The 17,966-nt window shown below is 67.2% G+C and carries 16 protein-coding genes; 10 read left to right on the top strand and 6 right to left on the bottom strand.

Translation table 11 applies throughout. The features are described from left to right. Positions 1-33 precede the first annotated feature (33 nt). Positions 34-1,509, bottom strand: coding sequence for a benzaldehyde dehydrogenase (locus ASD05_RS17725; protein ID WP_056595100.1), 1,476 nt, complete (start codon positions 1,507-1,509; stop codon positions 34-36). A gap of 370 nt (positions 1,510-1,879) precedes the next feature. Between ASD05_RS17725 and ASD05_RS17720 the strand changes: the two genes are divergently transcribed. Both ASD05_RS17720 and ASD05_RS17715 read left to right on the top strand, forming a co-directional pair. Then, positions 1,880-3,607 (top strand): sigma 54-interacting transcriptional regulator, encoded by a 1,728-nt coding sequence (locus ASD05_RS17720; protein WP_414930055.1) that lies wholly within the window; start codon positions 1,880-1,882, stop codon positions 3,605-3,607. An 87-nt stretch (positions 3,608-3,694) separates the two neighbouring features. Then, a complete protein-coding gene (locus ASD05_RS17715; RefSeq protein ID WP_235508024.1) occupies positions 3,695-5,197 on the top strand; it encodes a lyase family protein in 1,503 nt (500 codons plus the stop codon). Between the two features lie 84 nt (positions 5,198-5,281). Here ASD05_RS17715 and ASD05_RS17710 read toward each other — a convergent pair whose 3' ends face one another. The 4 genes from ASD05_RS17710 to ASD05_RS17695 all read right to left on the bottom strand — a co-directional run bounded on the left by ASD05_RS17710 (position 5,282) and on the right by ASD05_RS17695 (position 10,381). After that, complete coding sequence (locus tag ASD05_RS17710; protein ID WP_056595094.1) at positions 5,282-7,285, bottom strand: phosphatase PAP2 family protein; 2,004 nt, start codon at positions 7,283-7,285, stop codon at positions 5,282-5,284. 202 nt (positions 7,286-7,487) lie between these two features. Next, positions 7,488-8,120 (bottom strand): OmpA family protein, encoded by a 633-nt coding sequence (locus ASD05_RS17705; protein ID WP_056595842.1) that lies wholly within the window; start codon positions 8,118-8,120, stop codon positions 7,488-7,490. 218 nt (positions 8,121-8,338) lie between these two features. Continuing rightward, positions 8,339-8,743: a nuclear transport factor 2 family protein gene (locus ASD05_RS17700; RefSeq protein ID WP_056595093.1), complete on the bottom strand. Its 405-nt coding sequence runs from the start codon at positions 8,741-8,743 to the stop codon at positions 8,339-8,341. A 30-nt stretch (positions 8,744-8,773) separates the two neighbouring features. Further along, positions 8,774-10,381 carry a bifunctional 3-(3-hydroxy-phenyl)propionate/3-hydroxycinnamic acid hydroxylase gene (locus ASD05_RS17695; protein ID WP_056595090.1) on the bottom strand — a complete coding sequence of 536 codons (1,608 nt, stop codon included), beginning with the start codon at positions 10,379-10,381 and terminating at the stop codon, positions 8,774-8,776. A gap of 135 nt (positions 10,382-10,516) precedes the next feature. Between ASD05_RS17695 and ASD05_RS17690 the strand changes: the two genes are divergently transcribed. Together ASD05_RS17690 and ASD05_RS17685 are read left to right on the top strand one after the other, a co-directional pair. Then, entirely contained in the window at positions 10,517-11,626 is a 1,110-nt protein-coding gene (locus ASD05_RS17690) for an alcohol dehydrogenase catalytic domain-containing protein (RefSeq protein WP_056595088.1), read from the top strand. An 11-nt stretch (positions 11,627-11,637) separates the two neighbouring features. Continuing rightward, complete coding sequence (locus tag ASD05_RS17685; protein ID WP_056595087.1) at positions 11,638-12,180, top strand: cupin domain-containing protein; 543 nt, start codon at positions 11,638-11,640, stop codon at positions 12,178-12,180. On the opposite strand, the gene ASD05_RS17680 is transcribed toward ASD05_RS17685, so the two are convergent. Next, positions 12,155-12,754, bottom strand: coding sequence for an NADPH-dependent FMN reductase (locus ASD05_RS17680; RefSeq protein ID WP_235508023.1), 600 nt, complete (start codon positions 12,752-12,754; stop codon positions 12,155-12,157). The genes ASD05_RS17685 and ASD05_RS17680 overlap by 26 nt on opposite strands. A gap of 34 nt (positions 12,755-12,788) precedes the next feature. On the opposite strand from ASD05_RS17680, the gene ASD05_RS17675 reads away from it, so the two are divergent. From ASD05_RS17675 to ASD05_RS17650, 6 genes are all read left to right on the top strand, one after another. Next, entirely contained in the window at positions 12,789-13,514 is a 726-nt protein-coding gene (locus ASD05_RS17675; RefSeq protein WP_056595085.1) for a GntR family transcriptional regulator, read from the top strand. A gap of 301 nt (positions 13,515-13,815) precedes the next feature. Then, a complete protein-coding gene (locus ASD05_RS17670; protein WP_056595083.1) occupies positions 13,816-14,676 on the top strand; it encodes a fumarylacetoacetate hydrolase family protein in 861 nt (286 codons plus the stop codon). A gap of 64 nt (positions 14,677-14,740) precedes the next feature. Then, positions 14,741-15,712: a tripartite tricarboxylate transporter substrate binding protein gene (locus tag ASD05_RS17665; protein WP_056595081.1), complete on the top strand. Its 972-nt coding sequence runs from the start codon at positions 14,741-14,743 to the stop codon at positions 15,710-15,712. A 27-nt stretch (positions 15,713-15,739) separates the two neighbouring features. Further along, positions 15,740-16,318 carry an amino acid synthesis family protein gene (locus ASD05_RS17660; protein WP_056595080.1) on the top strand — a complete coding sequence of 193 codons (579 nt, stop codon included), beginning with the start codon at positions 15,740-15,742 and terminating at the stop codon, positions 16,316-16,318. An 8-nt stretch (positions 16,319-16,326) separates the two neighbouring features. After that, positions 16,327-17,325, top strand: a complete 999-nt coding sequence (locus ASD05_RS17655) for a zinc-dependent alcohol dehydrogenase family protein (protein ID WP_414930053.1) — start codon at positions 16,327-16,329, stop codon at positions 17,323-17,325. Positions 17,326-17,349: 24 nt separating this feature from the next. Next, positions 17,350-17,910, top strand: a complete 561-nt coding sequence (locus tag ASD05_RS17650; RefSeq protein ID WP_056595077.1) for a VOC family protein — start codon at positions 17,350-17,352, stop codon at positions 17,908-17,910. Positions 17,911-17,966: the final 56 nt, after the last annotated feature.

Raw genomic sequence — 17,966 nt, 5'->3', positions numbered from 1 at the left:
AAATGTCTCCTTTGTGGGTTCGGTCGCTGGCATTCAGAACGGATAGGCGTGCGCCGCCTGCTTGATGGTCAGCCACTGCCACTGGGTGTATTCCTCCCAGTCGGCCGGGCCGCCCACGCTGCTGCCGTTGCCGGCGATGCCGGGGCCGCCGAAGGGGTTGACGCACTCGTCGTTGACGGTCTGGTCGTTGATGTGGACCATGCCGGAGTTCAACTGCGCGGCCATCGCCATGGCACGTCCGATCGAGGGCGAGATCACCGCCGAGGCCAGGCTGCCCTGGTGGTTGTTGGCCAGGGCCACGGCCTCGTCGTCGGTCTTGAAGGTGATGATGTTGGCGACGGGGCCGAACACTTCCTCGTCGTACACGCGCATGCCGGCCTTCACGCCCGCCAGCACCGTGGGTTTGTAGAACAGGCCGTCGCTGCTGCCGCCGGCCAGCAACTGCGCGCCGGCCGCGATGCTGTCCTGCACGATGGCGTGCACGCGGTCGCGCTGCTTGGCGTCGATCAGCGGTCCCAGAGCCACCTGGCCGCTGGCGCCGTCGCCCACCGGCAGGTGCTGGGCCTTCGCGACCAGCCGCTCTGTCAAGGCGGCGGCGATGCTCTCGTGCACGATGATGCGATTGGTCGCCATGCAGATCTGCCCCTGGTGCAGGTACGCGCCCCAGGCGGCGTTGCTGGCCGCGATGTCGAGATCGGCGTCTTCCAGCACGATCAGCGAGTTGGCGCCGCCCAGCTCCAGCGTCACCTTCTTCAGGTGGCGCCCTGCCAGCTCGCCGATGCGTCGGCCCACCGCGGGCGAGCCGGTGAAAGCGATCATCGGCACGCGCGCGTCGGTCACCAGCGCTTCACCGGCGGCGGCGTCGCCGGGCAGCACCTGCAGCAGGCCGGGGGGCAGGCCCGCCTCTTCGAACACGCGGGCGATCATGAAGCCGCCGCTCACCGGTGTGCGCGAGTCGGGCTTGATCACCACGCCGTTGCCCGCCGCAAGAGCCGGCGCCACGGTTCGAAGGGTGAGGATGAGCGGAAAGTTGAACGGCGAGATCACGCCCACCACACCCCGCGGCACGCGCCGCGCCAGACTGGTGGTGCCGCTCGCACTCGGCAGGACCTGGCCCTGCGCCTGCAGCGGCATGGCCGCCGCCAGGTGGCACAGGGTGATGGCCTCGCGCACCTCGTGCTGTCCCTTGGGCAGGATGGCGCCGGTCTCCCGGGCGACGTAAAGCGCCATCTCGTCGAAGTGCTGCTGGAACAGGGCCGCGGCCCGCTGGAACGCCGCGGCCTTCTCGCGCGGCGCAACCTGCGCCCAGCTTTTCTGCGCTTGCGCCGCGGCGGCTGTGGCCAGCCCCACGTCCTGCGCATCGGCGATGCCGACGGTCGCCATCACCTGGCCCGTGGCCGGTTCGACGACGTCGCGCACACCGCCTGCGGACGCGACCCACGCGCCGTTGAACACCTTGCCGGCCCAGGCTGCCGGGTCCAGGAACGCCGGCTTCTGCGAAACATCCATGACTCACCCCTTGCGAAAAAGTTGATCGGCTGGCCGCGGGCGGAAATGCCCGCAGCACCCGCCTTCTTTTCGCAACGGGCGTACCAGCGGCGCCGCGGCGGGGTGGCCCGACGCCGCCGCGCGACGGTGTTTTCATTGGGGGATTAGGGGAATTCCCGAGGCTGCACTGGTTATTTGAAATAACTGGTTTACCCTGATCTTCAGTTTCACCAAATGATCAAAAATCGGCCGCTCGTTTCACCAAACGATGAGCTGAAAATTGACCAAAACCGCCAACTCGCCGTTCCCGGAGCGGATCTCACTGGCCGACGTGGCACGCGCCACCGGCGCCGCGCTGGACCGTTTCGACGGCGCTGAAGCGACGCGTGCAATGAGTCGCTTCGAGGCCTCGCACGTGGGCAGCGAAGAGCATCCGACGATTGCCGACATCAGCGAATGCCTGTTCTTTTCGCCCGGTGACGGCCGCATCTGGCTGCAGGATCAGCGCATGGTGCTTCTGCACACCGAGGCGCTGGGGTCTCTGCGGCGCGAGCTCATCGACAGCCTGGGCCAGGAGAGCGCCCGTGGCCTCTTCACGCGCGCGGGCTACGTCAGCGGCGCGCGCGATGCGCAGCTGGTGCGCAAGCATTGGCCCGACGCCGAACCGGCCGCGGCCGCCATGGCCGGCACCCGCCTGCATGCCCTGGAAGGCCTGGTGAAAGTCGAGCTGGTGCACGTGCGCTATGACCCCGAGACCTCGGACTACGAGGGTGAATTCATCTGGCACCACTCGATCGAAGACGACGAGCACATCGCGGCCTACGGCATCGGCGGCTCGCCGGCCTGCTGGATGCAGGTGGGTTATGCCACCGGCTACGTCAGCACGCTGTTCGGGCGGCTGGTGGTGTTCCGCGAAGTCGCCTGCCGCTCGATGGGCGAGAGCCAATGCCGCGTGATCGGTAAATCGGCCGAGCGCTGGGACGATGTGGAAGAAGACATGCGCTACCTGCGCGCGCGCGAATTCGTCGGCGCGTCCCAGTACAGCGGTGTGGGCGGCGTGGGCGGCGCGGAGCCGCGGGCCGCCGCGTTGCCCACGCCGCCGCGCAAGAACGACGCGATGGTGGGCGCATCGTCGGCTTTCAACGCGGCCTGCCACCTGCTGCATCGCGTCGCGCCCACCACAGCCACCGTGCTTTTCACCGGCGAGTCCGGCGTCGGCAAGGAAAAGTTCGCGAGCATGCTGCACAGCATCGGTCCGCGGCGCGACAAGCCCTTCGTCGCAGTGAACTGCGCGGCCATTCCGGAGACGCTGATCGAGTCCGAGCTGTTCGGCGTGGAGCGCGGCGCCTACACCGGCGCCGGCGCGGCGCGGCCGGGACGCTTCGAGCGCGCCCACGGCGGCACGCTGTTCCTGGACGAGATCGGCACGCTGAGCTACGCGGCCCAGGGCAAGCTGCTGCGCACGCTGCAGGAAGGCGAAGTCGAGCGCGTGGGTGGTACGCGCAGCATCCAGGTCGACACGCGCGTCGTCGCGGCCACCAACGTCGATCTGCGCCAGGCCGTGCGCGAGGGCAAGTTTCGCGACGACCTGTTCTTCCGGCTCAACGTCTTTCCCATTCACCTGCCGCCGCTGCGCGAGCGGCGCGACGACGTGCCGCTCCTGATGAGCCATTTCCTTCAGCACTACGGCCGCAAGCACGGCCGCAAGGTCACCGGCTTCACGCAAGCTGCCGTCAAGGCGCTTCTGAACTACGACTACCCCGGGAACATCCGCGAACTGCAGAACCTGATCGAGCGCGCCGTGATCGTCGCCCCCGAGGGCGCTCTGCTCGAAGTGCATCACTTGTTTACGAGCGGCGAGACGCTGGACAAGAACGTGCTGTCGGTACGGCCGGATGGGCACCTGGCGGGCGCAGCCGGTGTTCTGTCGCCGAAGTCCGAGCCCACAGGCCAAGCCATGGCGGACCGCGTCGGCTCCAGCTCATTGGGACAAATGGAGGAGACGCTGATACGCCGTGCGCTGGAACAATGCGGGGGAAACCTCTCTGCGGCGGCGCGCGTGCTGGGTGTCACGCGTCCCCAACTGGCCTACCGTGCGCGCAAACATGGATGCCGATGATTGCGCATGCGGAGCCCTATCAGCCCGATGGACGCGCGCGTGTTTTCACGTATGCCCTCGCGACAACCTCAACTACCGGAGACAAGCTTGAAACTCTCCATCTGTACCCTCGCGGCAGCCCTGTCGCTTTCTTTCAGCGCACTGCAAGTTCATGCTCAGGCCAAGCCAGCGCGTGACGAGTTCTTCTGGCTCGGGGAGATCAACAAAGCCACCGCGGTCATCAACATCGACGAAGGTTTGCTGGATCGGTCCATGGGGCCGCTGGTCTACTCCGGCATCACCAAGGTGTTGGTCGATGGGGGCAAGCCGGGGGGCAAGCGCCCAACGAACGTCATTACTTTCGAGCCATTGCTGATTGATGCCGCAGGCCCTCAGATCACTCTGCTGCACGCCGGCCGCTCGAGCCAGGACATGCTGGCGACGCTGCGCTCGGCCATCTTGCGCGACGACATGCTGGCGTTGGCCGAGCAGCTGAACAAGACGACCGGCACCCTGGTGAAGTTGGCGGACAAACACAAGGACACCATCGTTCCCAACTACACCAATGGCGTGGCTGCCCAGCCGAATAGCTATGGCCACTATCTGTTGGGAATTGCGGCCGGCCTGGACCGCGACGCACAACGGATCCGCGAGGCCTATGTTCGGATCGACCGCTCGTCCATGGGCACCACGGTGCTCAACGGCACCAGTTGGCCGCTGAACCGCAAACGCATGGCGGACTACCTGGGCTTTGCAGCCACGGTAGACAACGCCTATGACGCATCTCAGGTCTCATCCGTGGACGAGCCCGTCGAAGCAGGTGCCATCGTCAGCGCCATCGCCCTGCATGCCGGCATGTTCGTTGAAGACGTCATGACGCAATACTCCCAGGCTCGTCCCTGGATCTTGCTGCGCGAGGGAGGCGAGAACACCTATGTGTCCAGCGCCATGCCACAAAAGCGCAATCCGGGCCTGCTCAACAGCACTCGCCGCGACGCATCGACTACCTTAACGCTTGGCATCGGGGCAGCGCTTCTGGCACACAATATTCCGACAGGCATGAGCGATGCGAAGGACTCCAGGCCTACCAGCGCGATGATCCGCAGCGCCATCGGCGTCCTTGGCAACTGGGACAAGATCCTCGGTGCGCTGGTTGTCGATCCGGAGCGGGCACTGGAAGAGCTCAACAGCGACTGGACCGCCTCCCAGGAACTCGCCGACGTTCTGATGCGCAAGTACAAACTGCCTTTCCGTGTCGGGCACCACTTCGCTTCAGAAGTGGTGGAGTACGCCAAAGCCAAGAACATCAAGCCACTCGACTTCCCCTATGTGGAAGCACAACGCATCTATGCCGAAACGGTGAAAGGCGAGTTTGCAACTGCGCTGCCGATGCCAGAGGCGGAGTTTCGCTCGTCGCTCGACCCCGCCGCTATCGTCAAGAACCGCCAGACGGCTGGTGGTCCGCAGCTGAAGGAGATGGACCGGATGTTGAGGGAATCGACGAAGCGCGTTGCCGAGCAGGAGGCTTGGATCAACGCGCGCAGGGCGGATGTCTCGGGCGCATTGGGACGGCTCGATTCGGCTTTTGAAAAACTGGGAGCAGGCCGCTGAATCCGCTCACGCGCATGAACACGGACTGGCTGGGATGCCTTCGGTCGGCCGAACGACAGCGCCCGCAGCACGGGCGGACCTCGGTCATGCGTCGAAACGAACGACGAGCTGCGTACCCGTGTAGGTCGGCGTGACTTTGAAGCCCGGCGCGTTGATGGCCGAGAACCGGCCGGTCAGGGCACCGCTGCTGATGATCGTGAGCGTGTCGCCCGCACTGGGTGCAAAACCGGCCTTGAAGCTCAGGTTCAGCGTCCCGTCCAGGGCGGCCACGCCGGCCACGCTCAGGCGGCCGGCACCATTGCCACCGAGATTCAGCTGAAGCGTCGAGCCGGCCAGCTGCGTGTAGGCGCCCGCCATGGTGACCGTCGAAGGCGCATTGCAGACCAGCGTGCCGCCGCCGACGTAGACATTGCCCTGGCCGAAGGCCGCGGCGGCGTCCGCCTGCAGCGTGCCCTGCACCAGTTGCGTGCCGCCTGCATAGCTGTTGTTGCCGCCGAGCGCGAGCGTGCCGCTGCCCTTCTTGGTGAGCTTGCCGGCGCCGGAGATGTTGTTGCGCCAGCTGTCCAGCGCATTGAAGCCGCCGAGGCTGGCGTCCATGGTCACGACCACGTCGCCGTTGAAGACGCCGTAGCCGTCGGCCGCGTCGAACAGGTTCAGCCGGCCCCAGCCTTCGGGGTCGTCCATCACCGGGTAGCCCGAGGGCACGGCCGTGGTCTTGAGCACCACGCGGCGCTGCGTGGCGTCGAGGTACGGCAGGCGCGTTTCGAGCAGCACCTCGGCACCCTTGGGCACCACGGCCGGCCTGCTGGTGTCGGCCACCTGCTTGAAGCCGAAGGTCAGGCGGCGCAGGTAGTCGGCCTTGCTCGCGGCATGGTCGGCAAAGCGGTCGGTCGCGGTGCCCTGCGAATGGGCAAAGGCATTGAAGGCAGCGGCATCGCTCGCACCCACTGCGGCCGTCAGCACGGTCTGCGCCTGCGCATAGGCGGCGCTCTTGCGAGCGGCATTGGCGCCGGTGGCCAGGCTCGCGGCCGCCACGGCCTGGCCCTGCACGCGCCCGCCGATCACGTCCAGCGGCGAATGCATGCCCGCCAGGATCCGGTTCTCGCCGAGCTCGAGGCCGCGCGCCACCATCTCCTGGAAGCGCTGCGGCACCACGTAGGCGAACGCGATGGCCTTGCGCACGGCCTCGGCCGAGTGGCCGCTCACGAAACCGCCGTCGGTGGCGGGCGTGGGGCTCTTGGCGGGCTCCAGCGCAGGCACCACCTTCACGCTGCTGCTCCAGCGCCATGGGCGCGCGTATTTGTAGAAGCGCTTGGCGGGTTCGGTGGAGCCGTTCTCGCCGATGTTGTTGAGCAGGTCCACCACCGTGCCGAAGCCGGGGTTGGCGGCACCGCCCACGCCGACGTCGTTGCCGCCGTCGTTGTAGAGCACGGTGGTCGCGTCGGCGGCGATGCCGGTGATGGTGGTGGTCTGCTGGGCGGCGGCGCGCCAGGCGCTGGTGAGCGGGCCCATGCCGTCGCCGATGCTGTAGCCCTTGCCGCGGCGGTCGTCGAGGTAGGCGGCCAGCTCCTGCGCGCTGGTGCGCGCGTTGGTGGCGTCGACGACGTACTGGACGTTGCTGTTCAACACGCTGGTGTTGAGGGCCTTGCCGTCGGTGGCATCGCCCGGAATGCCGCTCCATGTGGAAGCGACGACGGCCGGAAAGCTGCCCTGCGCTGCGGCCGTGACGCCCGCGTCGACCAGCAGCGTGCTGGGCTGCCAGAAGTCGAGGAAGCCGGCCACCACGCGCACGCCGGCATTGGTTTCCTTGGTCGCATAGCGCGCGTCGCCACGCTGGTTGGTCGCGACGTTGTCGACGAAGGGCGGTATCGCGACCGTATCGGGCACGGGCGCCGTGTCGGTAAAGCCCAGGTCCTTCGGCGGACCGGCCACGGCGACGGAGACGGCAGGTGGGTTCGCAGTGGCCGGCGGCGTGGCGGCGATGGGGAACGAGACACCGCCGTCACTGCCGCCACCGCATGCCGAAAGGCAGAGTGCTGCGACGAGGGTGATGGCGAAGGGGCGGCTGAAAGACGAAAAGGACGGCATGGCGAAGGGATGGGAGGAAATGAAAGGCGCAGGCAGGTCGAGCCGACCGACGCGGCCCGCGCAATCTATAGATGCAAGAAGTCGTTTCAATGACTTGCCTGCCCGCCTCGTGCGGCATTCATCTGCGTCCTGAGCGGGCCCCGGTCGTCTCCGCCTCGCGATGGGTCAAGCAGTCGCTGCCGCCCCGCGCGCCCTGCGCCGCCTACTGCCCAGCAGGCTTCAAATAGATCTCGACACGGCGATTCTGCGTGCGGCCTTCTTCCGAGGCATTGCTTGCCACCGGCTGTGTCTGGCCTCGTCCTTCGGCAGTCAGGCGGGCCTTTGCCACGCCTCGGTCGGCCAGGTAGGCTTCCACGCTTTGCGCGCGTCGCTGCGACAGGGCCATGTTGTGGTCCGGATTGCCGGTGCTGTCGGTATGGCCGACCACGCGCGCGTTGATCCTGGGCTCCTGCGAGATGGTCTGGGCCACGCCGTCGAGCACGCTTCGGAACGAAGGCTTGATGGTCGCGCTGTCGGTGTCGAACGTGACATTGCTGGGAATGTTGACCATCAGCGAGCCGTCCGGCTGATCGGTGATCTGCGTGCCGGTGCCGGCCGTCTGGCCACTGAGCTTGTTGCGGATGTTGGTCCAGTTGTAGCCCACCCCGGCACCGACCGCCGCGCCAACCGCCGCACCGATCGCCGTGCTCTTCTTGTCATGCCCGATGAGATTGCCGACACCAGCGCCGACGACGGCGCCAGTACCGGTGCCAACGGCCGTGTGAGTCCCTTGTTCGGTTGCGCAGCCTGCGGCGAGTGCAGCTGCGAGTGCGAGTGAGATCAGCCCGAGTTTCATGATGGTCCCTTTCAGTTGTTTCATTGGATCGACGGCCCTGGCTGATGCATTGCCAGGCGCGATCTGGAGAAACAACTTGCGAACGGGGACAAAGGCCGACAGGCACAACCGCTTCCATGACTGTTGGCCCGGATCAGGTTCAACAATCGTGAAATAGGTCGCGCCAGGAACGGCTCGTTACAGGTTCGGGGTGCCGCTGGAGCAGGCGGCCACAGCTCTCACGTGATGCTCATCTCCAGGGGCGTCGTCTGGAAGGCCAGCTGTCGCCACTTGCCTTCTTCGAACGTCCAGACCTGCATCACGCGCGAGTCGATGCGCACCGTGCCGCTGCCGTCCTTGCGAACGGCCACGAGCAGCTGGCGCCCGGTCATCAGTGCCGAGGTGCCAAGCACACGGACTTTCAGGTCGGAACGATCGATCTGCCGGTAGTCCACGTGCGTGCCGCCCGAGCGGAAGTAGCTGTCGTAGTCGTCGAGCTGGCCCTTGGCGTGCACATGCGTCAGGCCGGGGTGCAGGATCTCGCGCAGCCGCACGAAGTCGGCGCGCTTCATCGCGTCGCAGCGCTGCGCCTCCAGGGCGAGCAGCTGCGCCTCGGCGTCGGAAGGAGGGGTCTGTGGGGTCATGCAAGGGCCTCGGAAGGCAAGAGTGAGGAATCAATCGAACGCCACACCCAGCCGGGCGCAGGCACGCTGCAGCAAGGCCTGGGCATCGGCGGCGTCCGCCGCCACGCCGTAGACGATGTGGTCGGGCCGCACCAGCGCAGCGCGGCACCCGTGCTGTTCGAACCAGCGCGCGAGCAGGCCGTCCGCTTCCGAGAGCGCGAGCACGTCGGGCGGGATGGCGCCGCCACCCGTCTCATTGCCGATGCAGATCACCTGCGCGCGCAGCGCTGCCAGCATGCCGGACCATGGCTGCAGGTGGGCGGCGGCGGGTGCGTCGCGCAGCACCAGCAGGAAGCCGGGGCGTGCGAGGTCATCCATCATCTGCGCGTCTGCGGCGTTGGCGCCAAGAAGGCGCACGATGGGCTGGGGGAACGGCATGCCCTCTGGTGTTTCGCCGGTGTCGAGCAGGCCGCGGCTGATTCTCGGCAGCAGACTCTGGCGCAGCTGCACCTTCACCTGATGGCCCTGCTGCGCGCGCAGCTCGTGATCGCGCTGCGCGGCGCGCACGGGATCTCGCTCGCAGATGATCTTTCCCAGGCGCTTGACGGTGGCGGTGACCTCCTCGACCTGCGGGCCGCGTTCGATGCCGTAGCTGTCCAGCAGGCTGTCCGGCATGCGGCCCTCCAGCACCTCGTCGAGCTTCCAAGCGAGGTTGACCGCATCGCGAAGCCCCTGGCACATGCCCTGCGCCAGGAAGGGCGGCATCTGGTGCGCGCTGTCTCCGGCGAGCAGGACCGGGCCCTTGCGCCATTGCTCCAGCACCACGGCGTGGAACCGATAGGCGGCGGCGCGCCAGATGCGCGCCTCGTCCGGCGCAAGCCACGGTGCCAGCAACTTCCATATCGCGTCGTGCGGCATCTCGCGCTGCTCGGCTTCGTCGGGCATCAGCAGGAACTCCCAGCGCCGGTGCGTGCCGGGGCCGACCACGTACGTGCAAGGCCGCGACGGATCGCAGTACTGGATGTTGGTGGCAGGCAGCTGCGCCAGCTTGGACTCCTTCACGTGCATGTCCACGACGATCCACGGCTCGTCGAAGTCGAGGCTCTTCAGGGGCAGGCCCAGCCGCTTGCGCGTGGGACTGGCTCCGCCGTCGCATGCCACGACATGGCGCGCGTGCACCTGCGTGACTTCGCCCTGCGGCGCGCGCACGGCAAGCACGGCGCAGCTGCGGTCATCTTCCTGCACGTCCGTCACCTCATGGCCCAGGTGCACCTGCACGCTGGGCAGCGCCGCGACGGCCTGGCGCAGGGCGGCTTCGAGCGCCGGCTGGTTGAAGGTGTAGGAGGGCGCCCAGCCGAGCGGATAGGGCGAGGGGCCCATGTCGAAATGCTGGATCGGCTCGCCGTCGCACCCCTGGTAGAGCGTGGGCCGGTACGGCGTCATGTGCGCGGCCAGCGCGCCCGCAATGCCGATCTGCTGGAAAGTGCGCATCGCCTCGTGGTCGAGCGCGAACGCGCGGGGCAGCGGATAGACCTGGTCGGACTTGTCGAAGACGGCCACGCGCCGTCCCCTTTGCCCAAGCAAGGCAGCGAGCGAGGCGCCCACGGGGCCGAAGCCGACGATGGCGACGTCAAGGATGTCGTTGGTGAATGAGGACATGGCTATTATTTTGCAGAATATATAAATTGTGCATAAAACATGAAGGTATGCATTCAGGGTTCATCCCGATGCGATCTGATCTGTTCGGAAGAAAATGCACAAAATTGAACTTGTGCATTTTTAAAAGGAGACAAGATGTCGATGATGAAAGCCGCGCGCCTGCACCATGTGGGCGCCCCGATGGAAATCGAACAGTTGCCCATTCCGCAGCCGGCGGCCAACGACGTGCAGGTGCGGGTCAGGGCCTGCGGCATCGTGCCCAACCTGGGCAACATCCTGGCCAACTGGACCACCTGGTTCCCCGAGCTACCGCTGCCGCCGCTGCCGGCCGTCTTCGGGCTCGATCCGGCGGGCGAGGTGACGGCGGTGGGCTCGCACGTGCATGCGTGGAAGCCGGGCGACCGCGTATACGTCAACCCCAGCCTCTACTGCGGCGGCTGCCGGGCCTGCCGCAACGGCGACCTGATCAACTGCACGCACTATGCCTTCAGCGGCTACTTCGGCTTCTCCGAGAATTCGCTCAAGCTCTACAAGAACTATCCCAACGGCGGCCTGGCCGAATACATGATCGCGCCGCAGTACGCGCTGGTGAAGCTGCCGGACAACGTCAGCTTCAACCAGGCCGCGCGCTTCGGCTACCTGGGCACCATGTACTCGGCCATGCGCAAGGCCGGCATCGGCCCGGGCAAGAGCATGCTGGTCAACGGCATCAGCGGCACGCTGGGCATCGGCGGCGCGTTGTTCGGGCTGGCCATGGGCGCCACGCGCATCCTGGGCACGGGCCGCAATGCCGAATTGCTCGCGCGCGTGAAGGCGTTGGCGCCCGATCGCATCGAGGTCTTTTCCAACGCCCAGGGCGAGCCCGTCGATCGCTGGGTCAAATCGCGCACCGAGGGGCTCGGCGTGGATGCCTTCTTCGACGCACTCGGCCCGGGCGCGTCCCACGAGACGCTGCAGCAAGGCGTGCGTGCGCTCAAGCGGGGCGGACGTGCCTACAACATCGGGGCCATCGCCGGCATGGTCGGCATGGACCTGCACACGATGATGGACGAGCAGCAGAGCATCGAGGGCTCCGCGTGGTTCACCGCCGGCGAGGGGCAGGATATCGCCGACATGGCCGAGGCGGGCACGCTCGATCTTTCCATCTTCGAACACGTCTGCCACCCATTGGACCGCGTGAACGAAGCCATCTCGGGCATCGCAAGTCGCAACGGCGGCTTCAGCAACTTCGTCATCAACCCCTGAGAGGGACGCCCATGAAAGTCAGACGCGTGGTGGCAGGGGTTGCGGCCGATGGCCGCTCCCGGGTGTTCGAGGACGCGCTCGCGCCGCGGGCCGTCGAGTTCGAGAGCGCGCCGGGTTTTGCGGCGACCCTGCTGTGGGCCTCCGGTGCCGCGGAGCTGGTGGCCCGGGGCGCGCCGCACGACCGCACCGGCTCGGCCACGTTCGTGCCGGGGCAGGGAGAGACGCTGCTCATGTTCGTCACCTTCCCGCCAGACAGCGTGATGATGCGGGCGGACTTCGACGGCGCGGCATTCGGCGCGGAGTTCGCGCAGAAGGTGCCGGGGCTGGCCGAGACCTTCGAGGCCGACCATCCCGGCATGCACACCACCGACAGCATCGACTACGACGTGGTGCTCGACGGAGAGATCACGCTGGAGCTGGACGACGGCGCGCAGGTCGCGCTGCGCCGGCACGACGTCGCCGTGCAGCACGGCAACCGCCATGCGTGGCGCAACCTGGGCGACAAGCCCGCCACCATGCTGTTCGTCCTCATCGGGACGAGGCGCGCGGGCTGAGCTGCGCAGCGGCCAGCAGTGCAATCTCGTCCAGCAGTTCGCCGAGCGCGACACCGATGAAGTCGAGCGTTGTCGCGTCGACGAGTCGGCCTTCCTGGATGCGCGAGGCCACGTTCGCGATGGCTACGTGCTGGCGCACCAGCGGGCGCGCGAGCGTGGCGGCCAGCGCGTCGCGGATCTGCGCCTGCGCGCGCACGCCGCCCGCGGTGCCGGGCGATGCCGTCATGATGAGCGCCGGCTTGCCCCTGAGCGGTGAGGCGAAGCCCGGCCTCGACGCCCAGTCGATGGCGTTCTTCAGCACGCCCGGCATGCCGTAGTTGTATTCGGGGGAACACAGCACGAGGCCGTCGGCACCGGCGATGGCGCTCTTGAGCCGCGCCACTGCCTCGGGAGGCGCGTCGCCGTCGAGGTCCGCGTTGTAGGGAGGAATGTCGTCCAGCGGGACGATCTGCAGCGCCACGTCGGGCGGCAGCAGGGGCTGCAGGCTGCGGAGCACGGCGGTGCAATTCGATGCGCGGCGGATGCTGCCTGAGATGGCGACAAGTTGCGTGGTGGGGTGTTGATCGGCTTTCAATGCTTTCGACTCCTGTTTTTTGCGAGGCGAGTTTATGCATAAAATCCAAAACATGTACAAAAATGAATCGACCGCCGAGCGGGCGCTTCCGCTCGTCGACCAGGCCTTCATCCGGCTGCGCCGGGATGTGCTCTCGGGCAACTACGGTGCAGGCGCGAAGCTCAAGCTCGACGAGCTTCAGACGGCCTACGGTTTTTCCAGCAGTCCGTTGAGGGAGGCGCTCAGCCGGCTGGCGCAGGAGGGGCTGATTCGCGCCGACGAGCGCCGTGGCTTCCGGGTGGCGGACATCTCGCCGGAGGATCTCGCGGACATCACCCGCATGCGCGTCATGCTCGATGTCCCGGCGCTTCGCGAGTCCATTGCGAACGGCGACGATGCATGGGAGGCGCTGGTGGTCGGAGCCTTCCATCGCCTCGAGAAGATCGAGAGCCGCCTCGGTGACGGGCCCGTCGTGCTCGACGACGACTGGACGCAGCTCCACTCGGCGTTCCACGCGTCGCTGCTGGCGGCCTGCCCGTCGGAGCGCATGCGCACCTGGAGTGCGAGCCTCTTCGACCAGGCGGAGCGCTACCGCCGCTATTCCGCGCGCTTTCGCAAGACGGCGCGGCGCAAGTCGAACGAGCACCGCAAGATCATGGATGCCACCTTGCGCCGCGATGCCAAGACGGCCTGCGCGCTGCTGGAAGACCACATCCTCAGCACCGAACGCAACGTCATGGCGGTGCTTGGCGCGGCCACCGAGCGCGCCGGCAGAAGCTGATCCCCGGCTGAGCTGAAGCCATCGCGTGCAGCCGCCTGCACGCGCAAGAAGATGCGCACGCTCGCTCGCGGCGTTCGCTGGCCGGCGCTGCGCGCCGGGCCTCCTCCATGCATGTTCGCCTTGCCCCCTGCGGCTGCCCCGCAGGGGCGTTCGCCGTGCGCATCTGCCTCGCACTCGGTAAAAACCACTATGCACTAAACATGTTTTATGCACAAAAATATCTTCGTGCATTAATCTGAGCATAGAGCCGGGTCGAAGCCGACCCCCGTGTGCAACGTCATCCCATCCGAAAGAGCAACGCATGAAATTGATGTCCTACTCACTCGCCGGCCGCGAAACCTGGGGCGCCGTCGTCGACGGCGGCGTGGTCGACCTTGCGGCACGAACCGGTCATGCCACGCTGGCCGACTTCATCGCCAGCGCGGACTTCGCGCGCCGCGACGCACTGGTTGCGGGGCTCGCCGCCGATGCGCAGCTCTCCGACGTGCGCTATCTGCCCGTGATTCCGAAGTCCGAGAAGATCGTCTGCGCCGTGCGCAACTACATGGACCACCACCAGGAGGTGCTGGCCGCCGGCATGCAGCGCGAGCTCTCCGAGCAGCCGCCGATCTTCCTTCGCGTGTGGCGCTCGCAAACGCCGCACGAGGGCCCGATCGTCCGCCCCCGCGTGTCCGAGTCGCTCGACTGGGAGGGCGAACTCGCCGTGATCATCGGCGAGGGCGGCCGCGACATCCAGGAGGCCGACGCCTGGAAACACGTGGCCGGCTACAGCTGCTACAACGACGGCAGCGTGCGCGAGTGGCAGTTCCATGCCAAGCAGATCGCGTCGGGCAAGAACTTCGAATCGACCGGCGGCTTCGGCCCGTGGATGGTCACGGCCGACGAGATTGCACCAGGGCGCGAACTCAAGCTGGAGACGCGCCTCAACGGCGAGGTGGTGCAGTCGAGCCACACCGGCCACATGATCTTTTCGATCCCGCGGCTGATCGCGTATTCGTCCACCATCTTCACGCTGGTGCCCGGCGACGTGATCATCACCGGCACTCCGGCCGGCGTGGGCTGGAGCAAGAAGCCGCCGCGCTTCATGAAGCCGGGCGACGTCGTCGAAGTCGAGATCGAAGCCGTGGGCCTGCTGCGCAACCACGTGGTGGCCCAGGACTGAGAACTGCTCCACCGCCCAGCATCGTGCGAGACGTCCGCAAAGGGCGCCGCTCCAGGAGACAAAATTGAAACGAAGAACCCTTCTCGCCGCCTGTGCGGCGACGGCTGCCGCTTGGCCTGCCTCTCGGGCTTTCGCCCAGGGCTACCCGGAGCGCGCGGTGAAGCTCTATCAAGGCTTTGCGCCGGGCGGCAATGCCGATGCCATCGCCAGGGCGATCGGTGTCGAGATGGGCAAGGCCATGGGCCAGCCGGTCGTGGTGGAGGCACAGGCGGGCGCGGGAGGCACCATTGCGGCGGCCAACGTGGCGCGCGCCAGGCCCGACGGCTACACGCTGCTGCTCGCCACCGGCGGCCACGCCGTGGCGGGGGCTCTGTACAACACGCTTCCGTACAAGACCGTGGCCGATTTCGAGGGGGTTTCCACCGTCACGTACTTTCCCTTCCTGATCGTCGTCAACGCCAGCTCGAAGGTGCAGGGGCTGGCCGAGATCATCGCGTCGGCCAAGGCGGCGCCGGGCACGGTGGCGTACGGCACCGCGGGCATCGGCTCGACGCATCATCTCGCGGGCGAACTGCTCACCAAGATGGCCGGCGTGTCGATGATGCATGTGCCGTACAGGGGCGACGCAGCATCCGTCACTGCGCTCCTTGGCGGCGAGGTGCCTTTCATCATCGCGCCGCCGACGGCGGTGCTGTCGAACATCCAGGCCGGCAAGTTGCGGGCGGTGGCAACGACGGGGGTGCAGCGCTGGCCGGGGCTGCCCAAGGTCCCGACGGTGGCGGAGCAGGGCGTGGCAGGCTACGACGTGCGCTCGTGGGCGGGCGTCCTGGCGCCGGCAGGCACGCCGCGCCCCGTCGTCGAGCGGCTCAACACCGAGATACTGCGGGCGTTGCAGGCGCCGGCGGTGCGCCAGCGGCTCGAGGACATGGGCGGCGAGGCGCGCGGGAGTACGCCCGAAGAAATGAAGGCACTGGTCGCACGGGAGCTCGAGAAGTGGACCCAGGTGGTCGCCGATGCAAAGATCCCCAGGCAATGAAGAACGAATGAAAGAAGGAACCACGCCATGTCACTGATCGCGCTGCGCAAGCGAAGCCTGACCATCGAGACCGTCTTCCACGAAGGCGGCCCCCCACCCGACAAACCGCTGCGCATAGCCGCCGCCTGCGCGGTGATCCGCAATCCCTACGCCGGGCGCTACGAGCCCGACCTGATGCCTTTCATGGCGGAGTTGCGAAGCCTCGGGACTTCGCTGGCCGAAGAACTCGTGGCCACGCTCGGAAAGGACAACGTCGAGGCCTACAGCAAGGCTGCCATCGTCGGCGTCAACGGCGAACTCGAACACGGGGCGGTCTGGCACGAGGCGGGCGGCTGGGCCATGCGGCAGGTGCTGGGCGAGCCCAAGGCCATCGTGCCCGCGGCGAAGGCGGTTGCCGCGACGGGCTACCGACTGATGGTGCCGCTGCACTACATCCACGCGGCCTATGTGCGCAGCCATTTCAACACCGTCGAGGTGGGCATCCAGGATGCGCCGCGGCCCGACGAGATCCTGTTCGCGCTGGTGATGGCCGACGGCGGGCGCGTTCACTCGCGCCTCGGCGGCCTGACCAAAGAGCGGGTCTCGGTGAACGACGGGCAGCGCTGAACATGGTGATGAACTCCATGCGCGCCGTGCAGCTTTCCGAAACGGGCGGCCCCGAAGTCCTTCGTCTGGTCCACCTGCCATTGCCCGAGCCGGGCCCGGGCCAGGTTCGCGTCAGGGCCGCGGCGATCGGCGCCGGAGGGCCCGACGTGCTGATCCGCAACGGCACCTACAAGTGGATGCCACCGCTGCCGGCCATTCCCGGCAACGAGATGGCGGGGACGGTCGATGCGGTCGGTCCCGGCGTCACGCGGCCGTCGGTGGGCGAGCGCGTGCTCGTGAGCGCACGGGAGCTGTCGCAGCGCGGCGGCTGCTATGCCGAGTGCATCTGCGTGAGCGAATCGGCGCCCTTCGTGCTGCCTGCGTCGCTGGGCTTCGAGGATGCGGTGAGCCTGGGCAATTTCCAGCTGGCCATTGCACTGCTTGCGAGCAACGGGAATCTGCCGGCACGAAGCATTCTCGTGCCGGGCGCCGCGGGTGGCGTTGCCACTGCCCTGGCGCAGGTTGCGCGCGCTCGGGGCCTGCGCGTGATCGGCACGGCCTCGTCCGCGGAAAAGCGCGCCTTCGCGCTGGAGAACGGCGTGAGCGAGGTCATCGACGGCGACCCCGCGACGCTTCCCGAACGCGTGAGGGCGCTGACCGACGGACGCGGCGTGGACCTGGCGTTCGATCACGTCGGCGGCGCGCTCTTCATTGCCTGCCTGCGATCGCTCGCGCCTTTCGGCATGGCGGTTTCCTACAACATCCTCGCGGGTCCGCCGGAGGGCGATGTCTTCGATGAACTGCGCAAGCTGCTGGGCAGGAGCCTGGCGGTCCGCACCTTCTCCATCCACACCGTCGACAGCGACATAGCGCAGCGCCGCGGCCTGATGGAAGAGGCCATCGCCCTGATGGCCGAGGGAAAGGTGCGCGCCCCGCGCGCCACCCGCATGCCGCTGGCCGAGGCGCGGCGCGCGCACGAACTGCTCGACCATGGCGGCTCGCTCGGCAAGCTCGTCCTGATTCCCTGACACCTGAACCCGGCAGAGGCCATCTTGAACGCTCCCTACATTCCCAACCTGTCGCACTGCGGCATCTTCTGCCGCGACCTGGCGGTGATGAAGCGCTTCTACACCGGCGTTTTCGACATGCAGGAAACCGATCGCGGCGTGGGCGGCACGTTCCGGTACGAGCTCGTGTTCCTGAGCGGGCGCGATGACCAGCACCACCAGCTCGTGCTGGCCGGTGGCCGCGCAGCGGACGCGCCCAGCACCGTGATGCAGCTCTCGTTCAAGGTCAAGGCCATCGACCATCTGCGCGAGGCGCGCCGGCGCGCGCTGTCGCTCGGCGCGACAAAGATGCGGGGCCTGAACCACGGCAATGCGCTGTCCATCTACTGCATGGACCCCGAAGACAACACGGTCGAGGTCTATCTCGATACGCCGTGGTATGTGAGCCAGCCTCATGGAGACCCGCTGGATCTCGAGGACAGCGACGAGGCGATCTGGTCGCAGACCGAACGCGCGGTCCGAGCCGATCCGAGCTTCATGCCGGCGGAAGAATGGGCTGCCCGTTTCGCACAGCGCAGCAAGGCGCTGAGGGCCGCGGTTGGGTGAATTCGGGAGTCGGCCTGCGGATCTCGGTATTTTTCAAGGACGGCGGCAGGAACACG

The organism is Variovorax sp. Root434 (assembly GCF_001426595.1).
Classification (GTDB): Bacteria; Pseudomonadota; Gammaproteobacteria; order Burkholderiales; family Burkholderiaceae_C; genus Variovorax.
Note: the sequence above shows the minus strand (reverse complement) of the source record. Positions and strands in the feature narration are given on the sequence as shown.